At 63.9% G+C, this 16,886-nt stretch carries 13 protein-coding genes; 11 read left to right on the forward strand and 2 right to left on the reverse strand.

Going from position 1 to position 16,886, the window contains the following annotated elements; genetic code table 11:
• Positions 1 to 100 precede the first annotated feature (100 nt).
• A complete protein-coding gene (locus tag ACFOPH_RS04890; RefSeq protein ID WP_379733897.1) occupies positions 101 to 556 on the forward strand; it encodes a YybH family protein in 456 nt (151 codons plus the stop codon).
• Positions 557 to 635: 79 nt separating this feature from the next.
• Here ACFOPH_RS04890 and recJ read toward each other — a convergent pair whose 3' ends face one another.
• Positions 636 to 2,333, reverse strand: coding sequence for a single-stranded-DNA-specific exonuclease RecJ (recJ, locus tag ACFOPH_RS04895; RefSeq protein ID WP_312552917.1), 1,698 nt, complete (start codon positions 2,331 to 2,333; stop codon positions 636 to 638).
• Positions 2,330 to 3,364, reverse strand: coding sequence for a hypothetical protein (locus tag ACFOPH_RS04900; RefSeq protein ID WP_379733899.1), 1,035 nt, complete (start codon positions 3,362 to 3,364; stop codon positions 2,330 to 2,332). Before ACFOPH_RS04900 ends, recJ begins: the two co-directional genes overlap by 4 nt.
• A gap of 192 nt (positions 3,365 to 3,556) precedes the next feature.
• Between ACFOPH_RS04900 and ACFOPH_RS04905 the strand changes: the two genes are divergently transcribed.
• The 10 genes from ACFOPH_RS04905 to ACFOPH_RS04950 all read left to right on the forward strand — a co-directional run bounded on the left by ACFOPH_RS04905 (position 3,557) and on the right by ACFOPH_RS04950 (position 16,858).
• Positions 3,557 to 4,828, forward strand: a complete 1,272-nt coding sequence (locus ACFOPH_RS04905; protein WP_312553509.1) for a lipoprotein-releasing ABC transporter permease subunit — start codon at positions 3,557 to 3,559, stop codon at positions 4,826 to 4,828.
• 15 nt (positions 4,829 to 4,843) lie between these two features.
• Positions 4,844 to 6,112: a lipoprotein-releasing ABC transporter permease subunit gene (locus ACFOPH_RS04910; protein WP_312553508.1), complete on the forward strand. Its 1,269-nt coding sequence runs from the start codon at positions 4,844 to 4,846 to the stop codon at positions 6,110 to 6,112.
• Between the two features lies 1 nt (position 6,113).
• Positions 6,114 to 6,803, forward strand: coding sequence for a lipoprotein-releasing ABC transporter ATP-binding protein LolD (gene lolD, locus ACFOPH_RS04915; RefSeq protein WP_379733902.1), 690 nt, complete (start codon positions 6,114 to 6,116; stop codon positions 6,801 to 6,803).
• 3 nt (positions 6,804 to 6,806) lie between these two features.
• Complete coding sequence (locus tag ACFOPH_RS04920; protein WP_379733904.1) at positions 6,807 to 7,619, forward strand: TatD family hydrolase; 813 nt, start codon at positions 6,807 to 6,809, stop codon at positions 7,617 to 7,619.
• 28 nt (positions 7,620 to 7,647) lie between these two features.
• Positions 7,648 to 8,625, forward strand: a complete 978-nt coding sequence (locus ACFOPH_RS04925) for an alpha/beta hydrolase (RefSeq protein WP_379733906.1) — start codon at positions 7,648 to 7,650, stop codon at positions 8,623 to 8,625.
• Positions 8,626 to 8,795: 170 nt separating this feature from the next.
• A complete protein-coding gene (locus ACFOPH_RS04930) occupies positions 8,796 to 11,603 on the forward strand; it encodes a type VI secretion system Vgr family protein (protein WP_379733908.1) in 2,808 nt (935 codons plus the stop codon).
• Positions 11,600 to 13,396: an esterase/lipase family protein gene (locus ACFOPH_RS04935; protein ID WP_379733910.1), complete on the forward strand. Its 1,797-nt coding sequence runs from the start codon at positions 11,600 to 11,602 to the stop codon at positions 13,394 to 13,396. The genes ACFOPH_RS04930 and ACFOPH_RS04935 overlap by 4 nt, the downstream gene beginning before the upstream one ends.
• A complete protein-coding gene (locus ACFOPH_RS04940) occupies positions 13,393 to 15,117 on the forward strand; it encodes a T6SS immunity protein Tli4 family protein (RefSeq protein WP_379733912.1) in 1,725 nt (574 codons plus the stop codon). Before ACFOPH_RS04935 ends, ACFOPH_RS04940 begins: the two co-directional genes overlap by 4 nt.
• A 125-nt stretch (positions 15,118 to 15,242) precedes the next feature.
• Positions 15,243 to 15,554 carry a PAAR domain-containing protein gene (locus tag ACFOPH_RS04945; protein WP_379733914.1) on the forward strand — a complete coding sequence of 104 codons (312 nt, stop codon included), beginning with the start codon at positions 15,243 to 15,245 and terminating at the stop codon, positions 15,552 to 15,554.
• A 284-nt stretch (positions 15,555 to 15,838) separates the two neighbouring features.
• On the forward strand, positions 15,839 to 16,858 hold the full coding sequence (locus ACFOPH_RS04950; protein WP_379733916.1) for a T6SS immunity protein Tli4 family protein: 1,020 nt from the start codon (positions 15,839 to 15,841) through the stop codon (positions 16,856 to 16,858).
• Positions 16,859 to 16,886: the final 28 nt, after the last annotated feature.

The raw sequence follows: 16,886 nt of genomic DNA on the forward strand, positions 1-16,886 counted from the left end.
TTTATACTCCGATTTCGAAACCCATGCAACTGCTAGTTGTCAAGGGAATGGCGCCATGACAGAATTGGCGCCGACTTGTCAAAAGGAAAAGGATATTTCCATGGGTTGGCGATCGGCAGGCATACTCCTGGGCGCGCTGGTGGCGGTGGTCATCGGTGCCTGCATGGCGCGCGGCTCGCGCGGCACGCAGGAAGAACTCAGGCAACAGGTAATGGAGACGGAGCGCGCCTTCGCGGCGACGATGGCGGCGCGCGATTTCGAGGCATTCGGCAGCTTCCTCTCGAAGGAGGCCGTGTTCATGGCGCCGGGCGGCGCCCAGCGCGGCCGCGACGCCGTGGCCTCGGCCTGGCGCGCCTATTTCGACGGCGCCGCCTCGCCCTTCGCCTGGGCGCCGGACGAGGTCGAGGTGCTGGCCTCGGGCACGCTGGCCTACAGCAGCGGGCCGGTCACAGGCCCGGACGGCAAGCAGGTCGGGCGCTTCAATTCGGTCTGGCGGCTGGAAGGGCCGGGGACGTGGAAGATCGTGTTCGATCGCGGCTGCGATTGCGGACGGTAGGGTGGACACCTGTGTCCACCCTACAAAACCGAAGGTGAGTCAGGGCGTGGGGTGGGTGCAAGAACCCAACCCACGAAAATCAGACTGGCTCGGCGTGCTCGACCAAGAGCTGCACCTTGGTCACGCCGTTGTACTCGTTCGCATCGAGCCGGAACGCCACGCGCGCCCGCTCGCCGAGCGCGTCGGTGTGGCCGAACCAAATCGCGTCGTAGCGCCGGCCGTTACGTTCGAGGAGCAGCTTGAGGTGCTTGTCCTTCAGCACGCGCTGGCTCATCACCCGGAATTCGTCGCAGAACACCGGCGGGGCGAAGCCCTGGCCCCAGACCTGGCCGTCGCACAGTTCGATGAAGCTGGTGCTGTAGAACTCGTCCTCGAGCGGGCCGTCGGTCTCGATCACGCGTTCCAGCTGCGCCTCGCTCAGCCAGGCGCGACCGACCGCCTCGAACGCCTCGCAGAAGGTGTCGAAGTGGTCGGCGCGGATGGTCAGGCCGGCCGCCATCGCGTGGCCGCCGAACTTGTCGATCAGGCCGGGCACGCGCTTCGAGACCAGGTCGAGCGCGTCGCGCATGTGGAAGCCCGGGATCGAGCGCCCCGAGCCCTTGATCAGCCCCAGTCCGCCCGGCGCGAAGGTGATCGTCGGGCGGTAGAATTTCTCCTTCAGGCGCGAAGCGACGATGCCGATCACGCCCTGGTGCCAGCCCTCGTCGAAGACGGCGATGGTGCTGCTGTCGGTCGGTTGGAAGTCGTCCAGGTGCAAGAGCGCCGTGTCCTGCATCTCGGCCTCGATCTCGCGCCGCTTCAGGTTGATCTCGTTGAGCTGCTGGGCGATGGCCCAGGCGCGGCCTTCGTCGTCGGTGACCAGGCATTCGATCCCGAGCGACATGTCTTCCAGGCGGCCGGCGGCGTTCAGGCGCGGGCCGACGGCAAAGCCGAGGTCGAAGGGCGAGGCGCAGCGCGCTTCGCGTCCGGCGACCCGGAACAGCGCCGCCACGCCGGGATGCATGCGCCCGGCGCGCATGCGCTTGATGCCTTGCGCGACCAGGATGCGGTTGTTGGCGTCGAGTTTCACCACGTCGGCCACGGTGCCGAGGGCGACCAGGTCGAGCAGGTTGTCCAGCTTCGGCTGGGTTTGCGCATCGAACACGCCGCGTCGGCGCAGTTCGGCGCGCAGCGCCAGCAGGACATAAAAGACCACGCCGACGCCGGCCAGGTGCTTGCTCGGGAAGCCGCACTCGGGCTGGTTCGGATTGACGATCACGCGCGCCGGCGGCAAGGCGTCGCCCGGCAGGTGGTGATCGGTGACCACGACCTCGATGCCGCGCCGGTTCGCCTCCAGCACGCCGTCGATGCTGGCGATGCCGTTGTCGACGGTGATGATGACGTCCGGCGCCTTTTCGCGCACCGCCAGTTCGACGATCTCGGGCGTCAGGCCATAGCCGTACTCGAAACGGTTCGGCACGATGTAGTCGATCCGGGCGCCCATCGCGCGCAGCCCGCGCAGGGCCACCGCACACGCGGTCGCCCCGTCGCAATCGTAGTCGGCGACGATGGTCATGTTCTTTTGCGCGGCGATCGCATCGGCCAGGAACACGGCCGCGGCGTCGATGTGCTTCAGACCGGCGGGCGGCGCCAGCGCGGCCAGTTCGCTGGCCAGTTCGCGCGGATCGAGCAGGCCGCGCGCCGCGTAGATGCGCGCCAGCACGGGGTGTACGCCCCCCTGGCGCAAGAGCTCGGAGGTGCGGAACGGGCAGGGACGGGTGGTGATGCGGGTTTTCAAAGCAGGCAATCCAGGGTCGGGCGGCGCCAGAACTTGCGTTGCGCCATGGCGTTGGTGGTGAATTCGGCAAGCGCGTCGCGGTGCGACAGAACCAGGCGCACTTCGCGCAGGCGGCCGGCCTTCAGGCTGTCCAAGATGGGTGCGAACAGCCCGGCTTCAAGTTGTCCCATGGCGGCGACCCAGCCGCCCCAGTCGGCGGCCAGCGCATAGGGCGCGACGCTGCCGCAGACCAGCAGGGTGTCGCCGTCGACCGTGCTGGCGAACTGCGCCAGGTCGGTGGGGCTGGCGTCGGCAAGCTGGGTCAGCCAGGCGGGCGCGTCGAACGCGGCCAGGCGCAGGCGCGCCGCCGGTGTGGCGGATGGCGTGGCGGACCCCGGCGTTCCGCCCCAGGGCCAGAACGCGTTCACGGCCGGCAGGCGGCACGATTCGCGCGCGGCGTTGACCGGATGCGTATGCCAGAGGATCTGGATCTCGTTCTGCAGGCGGCGGAAGGCGGCCGCGTTCCGGCCTTCCGGCATCCAGTCGGTCAAGTCCATGCCAAGCGCGGCCCCGGGCGTGGCGGTGTCGAGCTCGCGCCAGTCGTCGGCGCGCAGGAACCAGGTCTGGGCGTCGCCGTAGCGCAGGGCGTGGCCGGCTTCCTCTACATAGGGCCTGGCCGCGTCGAACAGCGCGCGGCTGTCCGCCTCAGGCAGGCCCAGGCCCTGCGGGTCGCCCATCATCAGGTGGGTGCGTGCAATCTCGATATGCACCGGGTTGACGATGAACCATGTGCCGTCCGCAGGGTCGAGCCCGTAGGCGCGCATCGCGGCAGCGGCAAAGGCCGGGCGGCCGCCCGCGTCCAGGCCGAGCGTGCGCGCCAGCCATTGCTCGTGCGGCAGGGCGCGCACCGCCTCGTCGGCCGCCAGGCGGCGCTGGCTCGCGGTGCGCGAGAGCAGGGCGGCCAGGCCGGGCGCCTGCAGGGCGCGCACCAGGTCGGGCGCGAATTCGGGGACGGGAAGGGCGAAGGGAAGGACGAGCGTAATCTGGGACATGGCGTGATTGTAGGTCAAATCGGGCCACATGGCCGGGCCGGGCCTCATGGCGCAGCGGGTATCCACCTCCTCGTGACGGCGTCGCCACAGCGTTTTCGTGTGCTGTTCGCGTGCTTTACGTGGGCGTGCGCCCTGTCATGGATGAGTTTTGTGTGGCAAACTGCGGGGTCAGTTGTCAAACACTACAAATTCATGAGTTTCAAGTACACACTGCCGTACGAATGGCTGGTCGGACTGCGCTACACGCGCGCCGGCAAGCGCAGCGGCCGTAACCGTTTTATTTCGTTCATTTCGCTGATCTCGGTGGCCGGCATTTCGCTCGGCGTGGCCGCCCTGATCGTGGTGCTGTCGGTGATGAACGGCTTCCAGAAGGAAGTGACCGACCGCATGCTGTCGGTGCTGGCCCATGTCGAGATCTTCGACGTGCGCGGCGCCATGCCGGATTGGCGCGCGGTCAGTGCCGAGGCCGCGCGCAACCCGGCGGTGGCCGCTTCCGCGCCTTTCGTCGAGGTGCAGGGCATGATGCTGCGCGACGGCGTGATGAAGCCGGTGCTGGTACGGGGCGTGATCCCGGGCGAGGAAGCGAAGGTCTCGGACGTCGCCCGGCAGATGAAGCAGGGGCGCTTCGACGCGCTGCGGCCGGGCACCATGAACATCGTGCTGGGCCGCGCCCTGGCCGACGCCCTGCACGTGGGCGTGGGCGAGCGCGTCACCATGCTGCTAGGGACCGTGGGAACGCTCGAGAACGGCGCCCCGGCCGCGCCGCGCACCCGGAACTTCGTCGTCTCCGGCATTTTCGAGGCCGGCCACTACGAATTCGATTCGATGCTCGCCTTCGTGCAGATCGACGACGCGATCCAGGCCGCCGGGCTGGTCGGGCCGCTCGGCCTGCGCCTGCGCCTGCACGACCTGCATGGGGCGCCGCAGGTGGCGGCCGAGCTGCGCCGCGGCCTGGCCGGCGACTACGTGGTGCGCGACTGGTCGCAGGTGAACACCATCTGGTTCGCCGCCGTGCAGTCGCAAAAGCGCATGATGTTCATCATCCTGACCCTGATCATCGCGGTGGCCGCCTTCAACCTGGTGTCGACCCTGGTCATGACGGTCAAGGACAAGCAGGCCGACATCGCCATCCTGCGCACCCTGGGCGCCTCGCCGCGCTCGGTGATGAAGATCTTCATGGTCCAGGGCAGCCTGGTCGGGGTGCTGGGCAGCCTGCTCGGCGTGCTGCTGGGCGTGACGGTGGCGCTGAACGTCGACGTCATCGTGCCGGCCATCGAGCAGGCCTTCGGCATCCAGTTCCTGTCGAAGGAGATCTACCTGATCAGCGAGATCCCGTCCGACGTGCGCTGGGTCGACGTCGGCGCGATCGGCGGCGTGGCGGTGCTGCTGGCCTTCCTGTCCACCCTCTACCCGAGCTGGGCGGCGGCGCGCGTGAAGCCGGCCGAAGCCCTGCGCTACGAATGAAGATGTGAGTCATCCATGAGCATTGTCCATAAACTGCCGTTCGAGTGGCTGGTCGGCCTGCGCTACACGCGCGCCGGCAAAGGCACCGGCCAGAGCGGCTTCCTGTCCTTTATCTCGCTGATCTCGGTCGCCGGCATCGCGCTGGGTGTGGCGGCCCTGATCATCGTGCTGTCGGTGATGAACGGCTTCCAGAAGCAGGTGACCGACCGCATGCTGTCGGTCCTGGCCCACATCGAGGTGTTCGACACCCGCGGCGACATGCCGCAGTGGCGCGAAGCCGCCCGGCAGGCGCTGAAGAATCCGGCCGTCAAGGCGGCCGCGCCCTTCGTCGAGTCGCAAGGCCTGCTGCAGCAGCGCGACGGCGCGATGCGCCCGGCCACCATCCGCGGCGTGCTGCCCGAGGCCGAGCGCAACATCTCCGAGGTGGCCAGCACCATGCGCCAGGGCAGCTTCGATTCGCTCGCGCCGGGCAGCTTCAACATCGTGCTCGGCTACGCGCTGGCGGCCGGCCTGAACCTGCAGGTGGGCGACAAGGTGACCATGCTGCTGGCCCAGGCCCAGACCACGCCGGCGGGCATGCTGCCGCGCATGCGCAGCTTCACCGTCTCCGGCATCTTCGAATCCGGCCACGCCGAGTTCGACGCCGGCATGGCGTTCGTGAGCCTGCAGGACGCCGAGAAGATGGAGCGCCTGTCGGCGCCGGCCGGCCTGCGCCTGCGCATCGCCGACATGCGCCAGGCGCCGCAGGTGGCCGCCGAGCTGGAGAAATCGATGCCGGGCGAGTACCAGATGCGCGACTGGTCGAAGCTGAACGCCGTGTGGTTCGGCGCCGTACAGACCGAAAAGAAGATGATGTTCATCATCCTGACCCTGATCATCACGGTGGCCGCCTTCAACCTGGTGTCGACCCTGGTGATGACGGTGACCGACAAGCAGGCCGACATCGCCATCCTGCGCACCCTCGGCGCCTCGCCGGCGTCGATCCGCAAGATCTTCATGATCCAGGGCGCGCTGGTCGGCGTCCTCGGCGCCGTGGTCGGCGTGGCGGGCGGCGTGCTGGTCGCGTTGAACATCGATGTCATCGTTCCATTCATTGAACATTTGTTGGGAGTGCAGTTCTTGTCGAAGGATATCTACCAAAACAGCACCGTGCCGTCGGACCTGCGCTGGCCGGACGTGTTTACAATCGGCGGCATCGCCGTGCTGCTGGCCTTCGTGGCCACGATCTACCCGAGCCGCTCGGCGTCGAAGGTCAAGCCGGCGGAGGCGCTGCGTTATGAGTAACATGACCGATACCCCCGTACTGGCCTGCCGCGCCCTCGGCAAGACCTTCAAGCAGGGCGACTACCAGGTGCGGGTGCTCGACAACATCGACTTCGCGATCCGCCGCGGCGAGCGCGTGGCCATCGTCGGCGCGTCCGGTTCGGGCAAGTCGACCCTGCTGCACCTGCTGGGCGGCCTCGACACCCCGACCACCGGCTCGGTGACCCTGCTGGGCGAAGACTTCGCGACCCTGTCCGAGACCCGCCGCGGCGAGCTGCGCAACCACTCGCTCGGCTTCGTCTACCAGTTCCACCACCTGCTGCCCGAGTTCTCGGCCCTCGACAACGTCGCCATGCCGCTGATGATCCGGCGCGAGAAGCGCGCGGTGGCGGTCGAAAAGGCCCAGGCCATCCTCGAGCGCGTGGGCCTCGGCAAACGCGTGGTGCACCGTCCCGGCGAGTTGTCCGGCGGCGAGCGCCAGCGCGTGGCCCTGGCGCGCGCGCTGGTCACGCAACCGGCCTGCGTGCTGGCCGACGAACCGACCGGTAACCTCGACCACACCACGGCAATGGCGATTTTCGACCTGATGCTGGAACTGTCGCGCACCCTCGGCACCTCCTTCGTCATCGTCACCCACGACATGGAACTGGCGCGCCGCTGCGACCGCGCGCTGCGCATGACCGAGCACGGCCTGCAACCGCTGGAAGCGTAAGCCATGTGGATCGACACCCACTGCCACCTCGACGCCCACGAATTCGGCGCGCAATCGCTCGAGGTCGCGCAGCGCGCCGGGCAGGAGGGGGTGTCGATGATCGTGATCCCGGCCGTGGCGCGCGCCAACTTCGGCGAGGTGGCCGCGCTGGCGGCGCAGTCGCATGCGCTGTCGAAGAACGCCAGCTATGCGCTCGGCATCCATCCGATCTACGTGCCGCAGGCGCAAGACGAAGACCTGGTCGCGCTGCGCCAGGCGGTGGAAGCGGCAATCGGCGACCCGCTTTTTGTGGCCATCGGCGAGATCGGCCTGGACTTCTTCATCCCCATGCTGTGCGAGCCGGCGATGCGCGAAAAGCAGGAGCGCTTTTTCCGCGAGCAGCTGCGCATCGCGCGCGACTTCGGTTTGCCGGTGCTGACCCACGTGCGCCGCTCGCAGGACCAGGTCCTGAAGCACCTGCGCCAGATCACCCCGGCGGGCGGCATCGCGCATGCCTTCAACGGCTCCTTCCAGCAGGCCGAGACCTTCATCAGGCTCGGCATGCACCTGGGCTTCGGCGGCGCCATGACCTTCACCCGCGCGCTGCAGATCCGGCGCCTGGCGAGCGAGCTGCCGCTCGACGCCATCGTGCTGGAGACCGATGCGCCGGACATTTCGCCGAGCTGGATCCACCCGGCGCGCAACAGCCCCGAACAGCTGCCGGCGATCGGCGCGGCGCTGGCCGGCCTGCGCGGGATGGACGCAGCCGAGGTAAGGCAGGCGGCCTGGCGTAATTCGCTGGCCGCGATTCCGCGCCTGGGGCCGCTGCTGGCGTAGAATCTGTTTCTCGACAATCGGAGGTGCGATGATGGTAAGGCTGCTGTCTATCCTGGTGCTCGCGGTTGCGTTTGCGCTTGCATTCGTGCCGGCGTTCGTGTTTGCGCAGGCGCCGCGCGATGTCGACATCGTGCTCGACACCCCGACCGGCCAGCTCGCCGGCAGCCTGCTGCTGCCCGCCGCGAAAGCACCCGTCCCGGTGGCACTGATCATCGCCGGCTCCGGCCCCACGGACCGCGACGGCAACTCGCGCATGCTCCCTGGCCGCAACGACAGCCTGCGCATGCTGGCCCAGGCGCTGGCGCAGGCCGGCATCGCCTCGGTCCGCTACGACAAGCGCGGCATCGGCGCCAGCGCGTCCGCCATGGGCAGCGAAGCGGCGCTGCGCTTCGAGACCTACATCGACGATGCCGCCGGCTGGATCGCGCGCTTGAAGAGCGACCCGCGCTTTTCGACCGTCGCCGTGATCGGCCACAGCGAAGGTGCCCTGATCGGCATGGTCGCGGCGCGGCAGGCCGGCGCCGCCGCCCTGGTCTCGATCGCCGGCGCCGGCGCGCCGCTGCCGGCCGTACTGCGTCGCCAGCTGGCGGACAAGCTGCCGCCCGAACTCCAGAAGGAGAACGAGCGCATCCTCGGCGCCCTCGAGCGGGGCGAGACGGTCGAGCAGGTGCCGCCCCTGCTCGCCGCCCTGTACCGTCCGAGCGTGCAGCCCTACCTGATCTCGCAGTTCCGCTACCTGCCGGCCGAGCGCATCGCGGCGCTCGCCGTTCCGGTCCTGGTCGTCCAGGGCACCACCGACATCCAGGTCGGCGTGGCGGACGCGCAGGCGCTCGGGAAGGCCAGCCCGCGGGCGCGTCTGGCGATCGTCGAGGGCATGAACCACGTGCTGAAGAAGGTGCCGGCGGACGGCGCGCAGCTGGCGTCCTACGGCGACCCGTCGCTGCCGCTGGCGCCGGGGCTGGCCGATACGATGACATCCTTCCTGCATACGGCGCTTTCGCGCTAGGTTTTCTGCGCGGCGCGGCGCCCCGCTGGGGCTGCTCCGGTGTGAATATTCACGCTTTCTTCATTGCGACAGCGCGACGTTTGAACAGTTCAACCGGAGCCTCGTGACCGAACGCAACTGTGAATTGTCGCCTTCGTGGGACCATAGCGTTTTCAACCAGGGAGACGCAATTGGACAGCGCGAGCGAGTTCCTCCGCGTGCTACAGCACGAGAAGTCACTGAGCACCGCGCACCGGGCGCTGCGCCTGCGGCTCGCCCATGCCGAGGAGCTGTCCGACGACATCCTCCTGCCGCAGCGGATCAGCGGGCTGGAGTCGATCTGCGGCGGCGTCGAGTACCGCATCTCCTGCGTCGCCAGCGATCCGGCGTTGCCCCTGAAGGAGCTGATCGCGCTGCCGGCCGAGATCCAGGTCGTCACCGACCGCGGCCAGCTGCGCCGGATCTGCGGCATCGTCACCGAGGCGCGCTCGGGCGACTCCGACGGCGCCCTGGCGACCTACCAGCTGGTGCTGCGCGACGCGCTGGCGGTGATGGAAAGGCGCGTCAACAGCCGCATCTTCCGCTACCAGAACGAGCTCGAGATCGTCCAGGTCCTGTTCGCCGAGTGGCGCCACGCGAACGCCGTGCTGGCCGGCGCCTTCGAATACGAACTCGACCCGCTGCTCGACATGCGTCTCTACCCGCCGCGCGAACAGACCATGCAATACAACGAATCGGACGCCGCCTTCGTACGCCGCCTGCTGCGCCGGCGCGGCATCTCCTGGACCGTGCGCCCGGGCCGCAGCCGCGGCACCTCGGTCGACCCGCTGCACGACCGCGTCCCGGCGCACACCCTGGTGCTGTTCGCCGACGCCAACGGCCTGCCGGAAAACGCGGCCGGCACGGTGCGCTACCACCGCGACGACGCCACCGGCGAGCGCGACACCATCACTTCCTGGGGCGCCGCGCGCACCCTGCAGCCGGGCAGCGCCACCCGCCACAGCTGGGACTACAAGAACCCGGGCGGGCTGCAGTTCATGTCGACCACGGCGCGCGGCAGCCTGGACCAGGGCGCGCACGGCAACGGCCTGGCCGCCAGCTTGGATGACTACCTGGTCGAGACGCCGCACGTCGGCAACGACTTCGAGGACCACTGGCGCCTCGGCCAGCTGCGCATGCAGCGCCACGAATTCGAGGCCAAGTGCTTCCACGGCGAAGGCAGCGTGCGCGACTTCTGCGCCGGCCAGTACTTCACGCTGACGGACCACCCCGAGATCGACACCCATCCGGCGGCCGAGCGCCAGTTCCTGATCACCGAGCTGCAGGTCAGCGCGCGCAACAACCTGCCGGGGGATTTGTCGGCGCGGGTGGAGCGGTTGTTGGCGCAGAATGGGTGGGACCGCTACGTAGCCGCGTCCTGGGCCGGCAACAACGAGCTGCATGTGCGCGTGAGTTTCACGGCTGTGCGGCGCGGCGTGCCGATCGTGCCAGCCTTCGATTCACGGACCGACCTGCCGCATCCCCAGCTGCAAAGCGCCATCGTTGTCGGTCCCGACAACGAGGAAGTCCACTGCGACCAGCTGGGCCGGGTGAAGATCCGCTTTCCCGGCATGCGCCCGGCAGATCACGAACATGCGCACGGCGCCGGCGCATCCGGCAACGCCGCCGATTCCGCTTGGGTGCGCGTCGCGTCGAACTGGGCCGGAAATGGTCCCGGCAGCCAGCAGCAATGCGGCGCCCTCGGACTGCCGCGCGTCGGCACGGAAGTCCTGGTGGCCTTCCTTGGAGGTGATCCTGACAAGCCGATCATTCTGTCGCAGCTGTTCAATGGCCGCGCCACGCCCCCGGCGCTGAGCCGTGCTGGCGAGTTACCGGGCAACCGCTACCTGTCCGGACTGCGCAGCCGCGAGATCGGCGGCCAGCGCGGCAGTCAGCTCCGTTTCGACGACACCCACGGCGAGATCAGCGCCCAGCTTGCAAGCGACCACGCCCGCTCTGAGCTGAACCTCGGCTGGCTGTCCCAGGCGCGCGCGGGGGGGCAGGGTGAAGCGCGTGGCGAAGGCGCCGAACTGCGCAGTGATAAGGCGGTAGCGGTGCGCGGTGGGCAGGGCGTGCTGATCAGCGCCGAGAAAGGCCAGGGCGAGCAGCTCGAACGGGATGGTCTCGTCGGATTGGCCGAAGTGATGCTGGGTGTTCTCGAAGAGTTGGAGCGCCAGGCCATTAGCCATAACGAGGACGAGGAAGCCAAACCACGGCTGGCCGAACTGGTGGACAAGCTCAAACGCTGGCACGAAGGTTCGAATGTGGCGGATGGGACGGGCGGTGCGCCCATCATCGCGGCATCGGGGCCGGCCGGCATACTTGTGGCGAGCGAGGACAACGTCGCCATCGGCGCGCAGAGCAAGATCGACCTCGTCTCCGCGTCCGAAACCGAAATCACCGCAGGGCGCAACATTTTCATGCGTGCCGCGCGTAGCCTCAGCATGTTTGCCTACTCGCTTGGAATAAAACTGGTCGCCGGGCGCGGCAACATCATGCTCCAGACTCATCAGGGCCACATCGAGATCAAGTCCTCGGGCCGTATCAGCCTGATCGCAGCTGAGGGAATCGATTTGCAGGCGCCGGAAGTGAAGGTGGTGGCGCAGGGCGCGCAAACGGTGTGGGGCGACAGCGCGATTTCGCAGCAGTCTGCGGGCAGCCATACCGTCAAAGCGGCAGAGTTGGTGCAAGTTGGGCCTGACGGGGCAACACCAGTTGGGCTCGACCTGGAGGGAGGCTCTCTCGAAACCGACGAGAGGGCGGTAGTGATCGATCGGCAATCCGGCTTGCCGGCAAAAGGCCGTAGGTATATCGCGCGCCATCAGGACGGCACTACGATCCAAGGTGTTACGGATGAGGAAGGCCGGACCGATATACTCCAGACTTACTCGCTGGGCGATATCGAACTGAGGCTGTTGCCAGAAGAAGAGGAAACCGCAGGGCCGGCAGGTGTCGCATGAGCGAACCGACCCGGCCAATACGCCAGCCGACTCCTGATACCGATGGCAGCCTGGTTGCCCATACCGTGGCGACGCCAAAGTCATTCAAGGTGCGCGCCAAGGTGACCGTCGGCTCGCGGAAGGTAATTCCAGTGATCTTTGTCCCCGGGATAATGGGGAGCAACCTGCGTGTGCGACTTGATACTGGAACTGGCAGCGCTCCAATGGCCACCAAAGCGATGTCCGAACCAGGGCAGAGCGCTGGCGCACATCGGGCGGCGCCAGCACGACAAACCGATGACCAGTCGAATGTCGTTCCTGGTGAGCCCGTTTGGCGTCCTCCAAACGGCTCGATCGATGGATTGAAGGAGGCATGGAAATGGGAGAGGCGTAACCCGGCACTGCGACAGCGCCTGCTGGATCCCGATCTTCTAGAGGTCGACGGCAATGGCGACGTGGGCGATGAAGTGGCCGGGCTCAGTTGTGAGGAAATGCGTGCGCGTGGCTGGGGGGAGATCCATTTGGATTCCTATGGCGACGTCCTCGAAAAGCTGCAAGCTCACCTTGATACCACGTTCCGACTCAACCGATTAGGTCAACGTGAAATACGCGTTCATTGGAAACGTGTAATGCAATGTGATCCCAAAAGCTGGGGTGTCCGCAACATCGAAAAGATTACGGAAGCAGAACTGGAAAAGTATGCAGGATTTCAATATCCGGTTTATGCCGTGGGCTATAACTGGCTGCAATCGTGCGCCGTCTCCGCCGAACGGCTGAGCCGTCGCATCGACGAGATAAAGGAATACTGGCGTTCACGTAAGCACGACTGCACCCGCGTCATTCTTGTTACTCATTCGATGGGCGGATTGGTCGCACGCGCCTGTGCCCGCATGCGTGCCAAAAATCCCGGTGACCCAGCCGATATTGCAGGCGTTATTCATGGGGTAATGCCTGCTCTGGGCGCGCCAGTTGCCTATCGGCGCATTGCTTGCGGTACCGAAGGCGGACGTTACACGAACGGTTTAGTCGACAATATCAAAGCAGATCGTTTCGTTGAGATTGCGGGAACAACTCCGGAGGAAACGACTGCTGTAATGGCGACGGCACCTGGTGTGCTTGAACTATTGCCGAACCACCTCTATCCGACACCGTGGTTACTCGTGAAAACCCTCACCAGAGTCAACAACGAGGAAAAAGAACAACAACATTTGGGGCTTCCTGCTGGCAACCCCTATGACCTATATCGCGATATGAAATCTTGGTATCGGCTAATCAATCCGAATTTTGTCGATCCGGCAGGAAAGTTCGCTCGAGTATCTGGAGGCGCACAGGCTGTTGTCATAGAGTCGATTGATAAAGCCGAGCACCTTCACCGTAATATACTTAGCATATCTGCCTCTGGAAAGGATAACCCAGGGGGCGTGCCCTACTTCCACCCAAATACCTATGCATTCTATGGAACTGATGAGGAGCGGCGGGCTTTTGGAACGATTCGGTGGGCGGCTCGTATACCGGTCGGACAAGGGATGGTTGTGACGTCCGCTAACATTCGTGATGGCATCTGCGTCAGTTATGAGGGCGATGGCGGGCGTGCGGTGAGCCTGGAGGGACGGGCGAAGTTGAGTTTCAAGGTGTGGGGGCAAAACGCCCCAGGGGATGATACCGTGCCACACCAATCGGCCTCCGGGGTGGCAGGTCACGTACGTGGCGTCTTCGCCGCGAGGGGATTTAGTCACCAAGAATGCTTCAAGGACGACGCAATGCTTCTGCTGACGCGTCACCTGATTGTCAAGATCATCCAAGGCATTAAATGATACGGTTTGGCCCCAAGTGCGCCAAATGGTTGGCCACGCTCAGCGGGCTGACGCTTGCGGCTTCGCTGTATGTCAGCGCGGTGCAGAGCCGCGAGGACATGAAAAAGGTAGACAACATGACTGACAGGATGAAGACCGTATGCGTCGGCCGCTTCCTTATTGACGTACCTGCCGAGGCCCAAGTGAATTTGCGATTGGGCTTGATGGACGGTTTCGAAATTGCGCGTCACGATGAGCCGCTCTCCACATTTTTAATGAAACTTAGTAAACGGGAAGCTGAATTGTCCGCGAAGCCCAACATGCTGGGGCAAAAAAACATCGAATCGAGCACGGACGTTCAGAATCAAGAATTCTCCGGAAAAGTACTTGTACACAGCCGTTATCGTGGTTACAGCATTGAAAAGGAGCGTCGGGTTTATTTCGAAACAATATCGGTCGAGGGATATGTACATAAAGCAGGCGCTACATATAGCTTCGTCGCCAAGACATACGATCCCGCGCAAACGAAACTTCTCCCGACGCTTCTCGCACAACTTGCAGCGCGCGCTGAAAGCGAGGTGCCTACAGAGCCCGGCTTTTGCATTAGCGGTGCCTTGATTCGCGATCCGTATGATCGGGATCGGTCTGAAAGCGTGGCAATGTCGGCTACTCTTCCGGGTCACCCAGACTTTGGCATTTTGTTTTGGACGAATAATGCGAAGGTCAAAGGTGGCAGCTTGCTGAAGCGCCATGCTGCCGCGATGACGCCGCTAACGCGGGCGCGTACGCGAACCTTGCGGGAAGGTGCTCGTACAATCAACGGATACGCCGGAGAGGAGGTGGCAATCAAAGTCACGGAGCTGAACTTTGCCACAGTATTCGGCTTTATTTGGGAGGCCCCTGGAAGCGACGATAACGTACTTTTTCCTCATCTGACGCTCGAAATGGACACAGGTATGAACCCTCGGGCAGGTGGTAAGCCGGTGCAGTCGAGCCTGAGCGAAGAGGCCATGCTTGTACTGTGGGCTAAAATTTCGTCCAGCGTAAGACTGCGGCCGGCTAATTCAGCTAAGGCCGCAGAGGCCATGCCAGTGCAACCACCACTTGGCACATACGCCGAAGCCGGCGATCGTTGTCCACAAAGTGGTTGGTGGCTTTGCGGTGATGGCGGCGGTGAAATTGGCGTGCTCGGTGGACAGCGCCAGTATTTAACAAAGGGGGAGAAGATGCCACAAGCCCTGTTGCTCCCTCCACAAACCCTTTGGCAGAAGGTTCGGGGTTTGCAGCCTAGCTACGAAAGCAAAACGCGGACCGCTTGGAAACTGGTCGATAAGCGGGAGCGTGATCGGACTCCGCCCCGAGTCCCTCTGGCTCAGGCAACGCTAGTCGCGCAAACAGACGGCGATAACGCAATCGATTCGGTACGTTCATCTGCCTCTTCTGAGGCCGCTATTGGTTGCGTGGCGAAAACCGGTATGCACTGTCCGGCTAGTGGCTGGTGGCGCTGCGAGGAATCGCACGCGCTCGACGGCACACGGTGGTTTGCCTCCGGTACGCTGCTGCCGCCAGCGACTTTTGAAGTGCCGCCCACCGCGTTCGGGCGTGGATTCGCGAAGACACAGGCAATTCAGCGCCGCAGCGTATGGCAACTCGTCCGACACTCTGCGGGTCCAGAAGCGACATCATCCTCAACGCAGGATATCACCGGGTCAGAAGTCACAAGCCCACCATCCGTCGCTTGATGCTAGTAGAGGATGGGTCCAGCTTTGATCGCAGATTCCGGGTCGTCGTGTTGAGCTGTTCTGTCGCAATGTCCAGTTTCCGGGCACGACTAGATTGCTGTAATCCCTTCAAGCACGGAGCGACGATGAGTTTAAGGCGCTATTACATCAGGGGCGGCGCAACGACGACTGCAGGCGGTACTGTCAGAGCGTCGAGCCAGTTTTATGTCGTTGATGGTTCGCCATTGGCACGCGAAGGTGATGCGATTGACTGCCCTGCGTGTAATACGCAAGGTTACATCGAATGCATTACGCTGCGGATAGCGGACAGTTTCGCGGGCAAACAATATGCCCTTAGCGACGACCTGTGCATCTGCCAGTGCAGCCCACCTCCCAAAGTTGTCCCAGACCAAGGCATCAAGTTCCAGGTACTGAGCAGACTTAGCCGCGCAGAATGAAGCGCCAGGGGAAACATATGATAGCAAAATCTTATGCATTCGGCTCGTTTTCCTATATCGCACTTTCCCTCACCAAGCGGCAGAACAGCAAGCATAATCTTCTTCTGACGAAATCGTCGAGCCCCACGATTCATCGGCCGCTAAGAGTTACTGTAGGCATGCCATGATGGCTCTTGTTCGCACGTACGGAAAGTGGATGTTCGTGTTTGCCACACTCGGTGCGGCTGGCGCTGTATATGTTGGAGCTAGCTATGAAGAGTGGGGGGAGGCGGACTGTAGCTGTTATGACGGACAAGACGAAAACAGTATGTGTCGGTCGCTTTTTGATTGCCTTGCCCGAGGACGCAAAATTTACGTTGAAGATGGCCAATCTCGATGGTTTCGACGTTACCCGCCAATCAGAAACAGCCGAACAATTTGCTCGATGGTTGTTCGAGAGGGAAACCAAACTTGGGGCAACGCTCAATATGTTGGGGCATGGAAATGTTGAGCTTGGCAAGGAAATCCGGGGACCTGATTTCTCGGGAAAAATCTTTGTCCACTCTCGTTATCGCAGCTATGACGTCCAAGATGATCGACGCGTGTATCACGAGTCGGTAACGATCGAAGGACATCTCAACAAAAATGGACAGACTTACAGTTTCCATAGCGGAGGGGATCAGCCAGGACGTATTGCAGTCGCTGCGTCTATGATGAGGCAGCTTGTAAGTCTTCGTCAGGACGAGTGGTCGACTGCTCCTGGGTTCTGCTTGGATGGAGCCTTAATTGCCGGGACAGGCGGCAAGGAACGTCACGAGAGCGTTACCATGTTCGCCTCCTTGCCGAGACATCCAGACCTTGCGCTTGCGTTCTGGATGAATACTGGACTTCACGAGGGAAAGGGATTGTTGGAACGTGACGCAGCTTCAACTGATGCGTTTACCCGTGCACGTTCGCAAACACTACGCGCAGGTACGCGAACGATCAGAAATTTAGAGGGTGAAGAGGTCGGTGTAAGAACAATTGAAATGAACTTCACTACCAATTTCAGCTTTGCATGGGAAACCAGAGGGAGCGAGAATAATATTTTGGTTCCAAGGTTACTTCTTGAACTCGACAGCGGTGTTAGTCCGCGTGCAGGCGGCCAGCCGGTTCAATCGAGCCTGAGCGAGGAAGTCGTTGTGCAATTGTGGGACAGAGTTTTGTCGAGCGTACGCTTAAGACCAACGGTGCCCGGCAAGGCGAACAAATCATCGACGCTGCCATTACTTGATCCTGCCCCTGCCGCTTCGACCGGTGTCGCTGCGTACCCGGCAGCCCGGTAATGACGACGCTGGCGCTGACGTAACACTC

Source organism: Massilia haematophila (assembly GCF_042647645.1).
Taxonomy (GTDB): domain Bacteria; phylum Pseudomonadota; class Gammaproteobacteria; order Burkholderiales; family Burkholderiaceae_D; genus Telluria; species Telluria haematophila.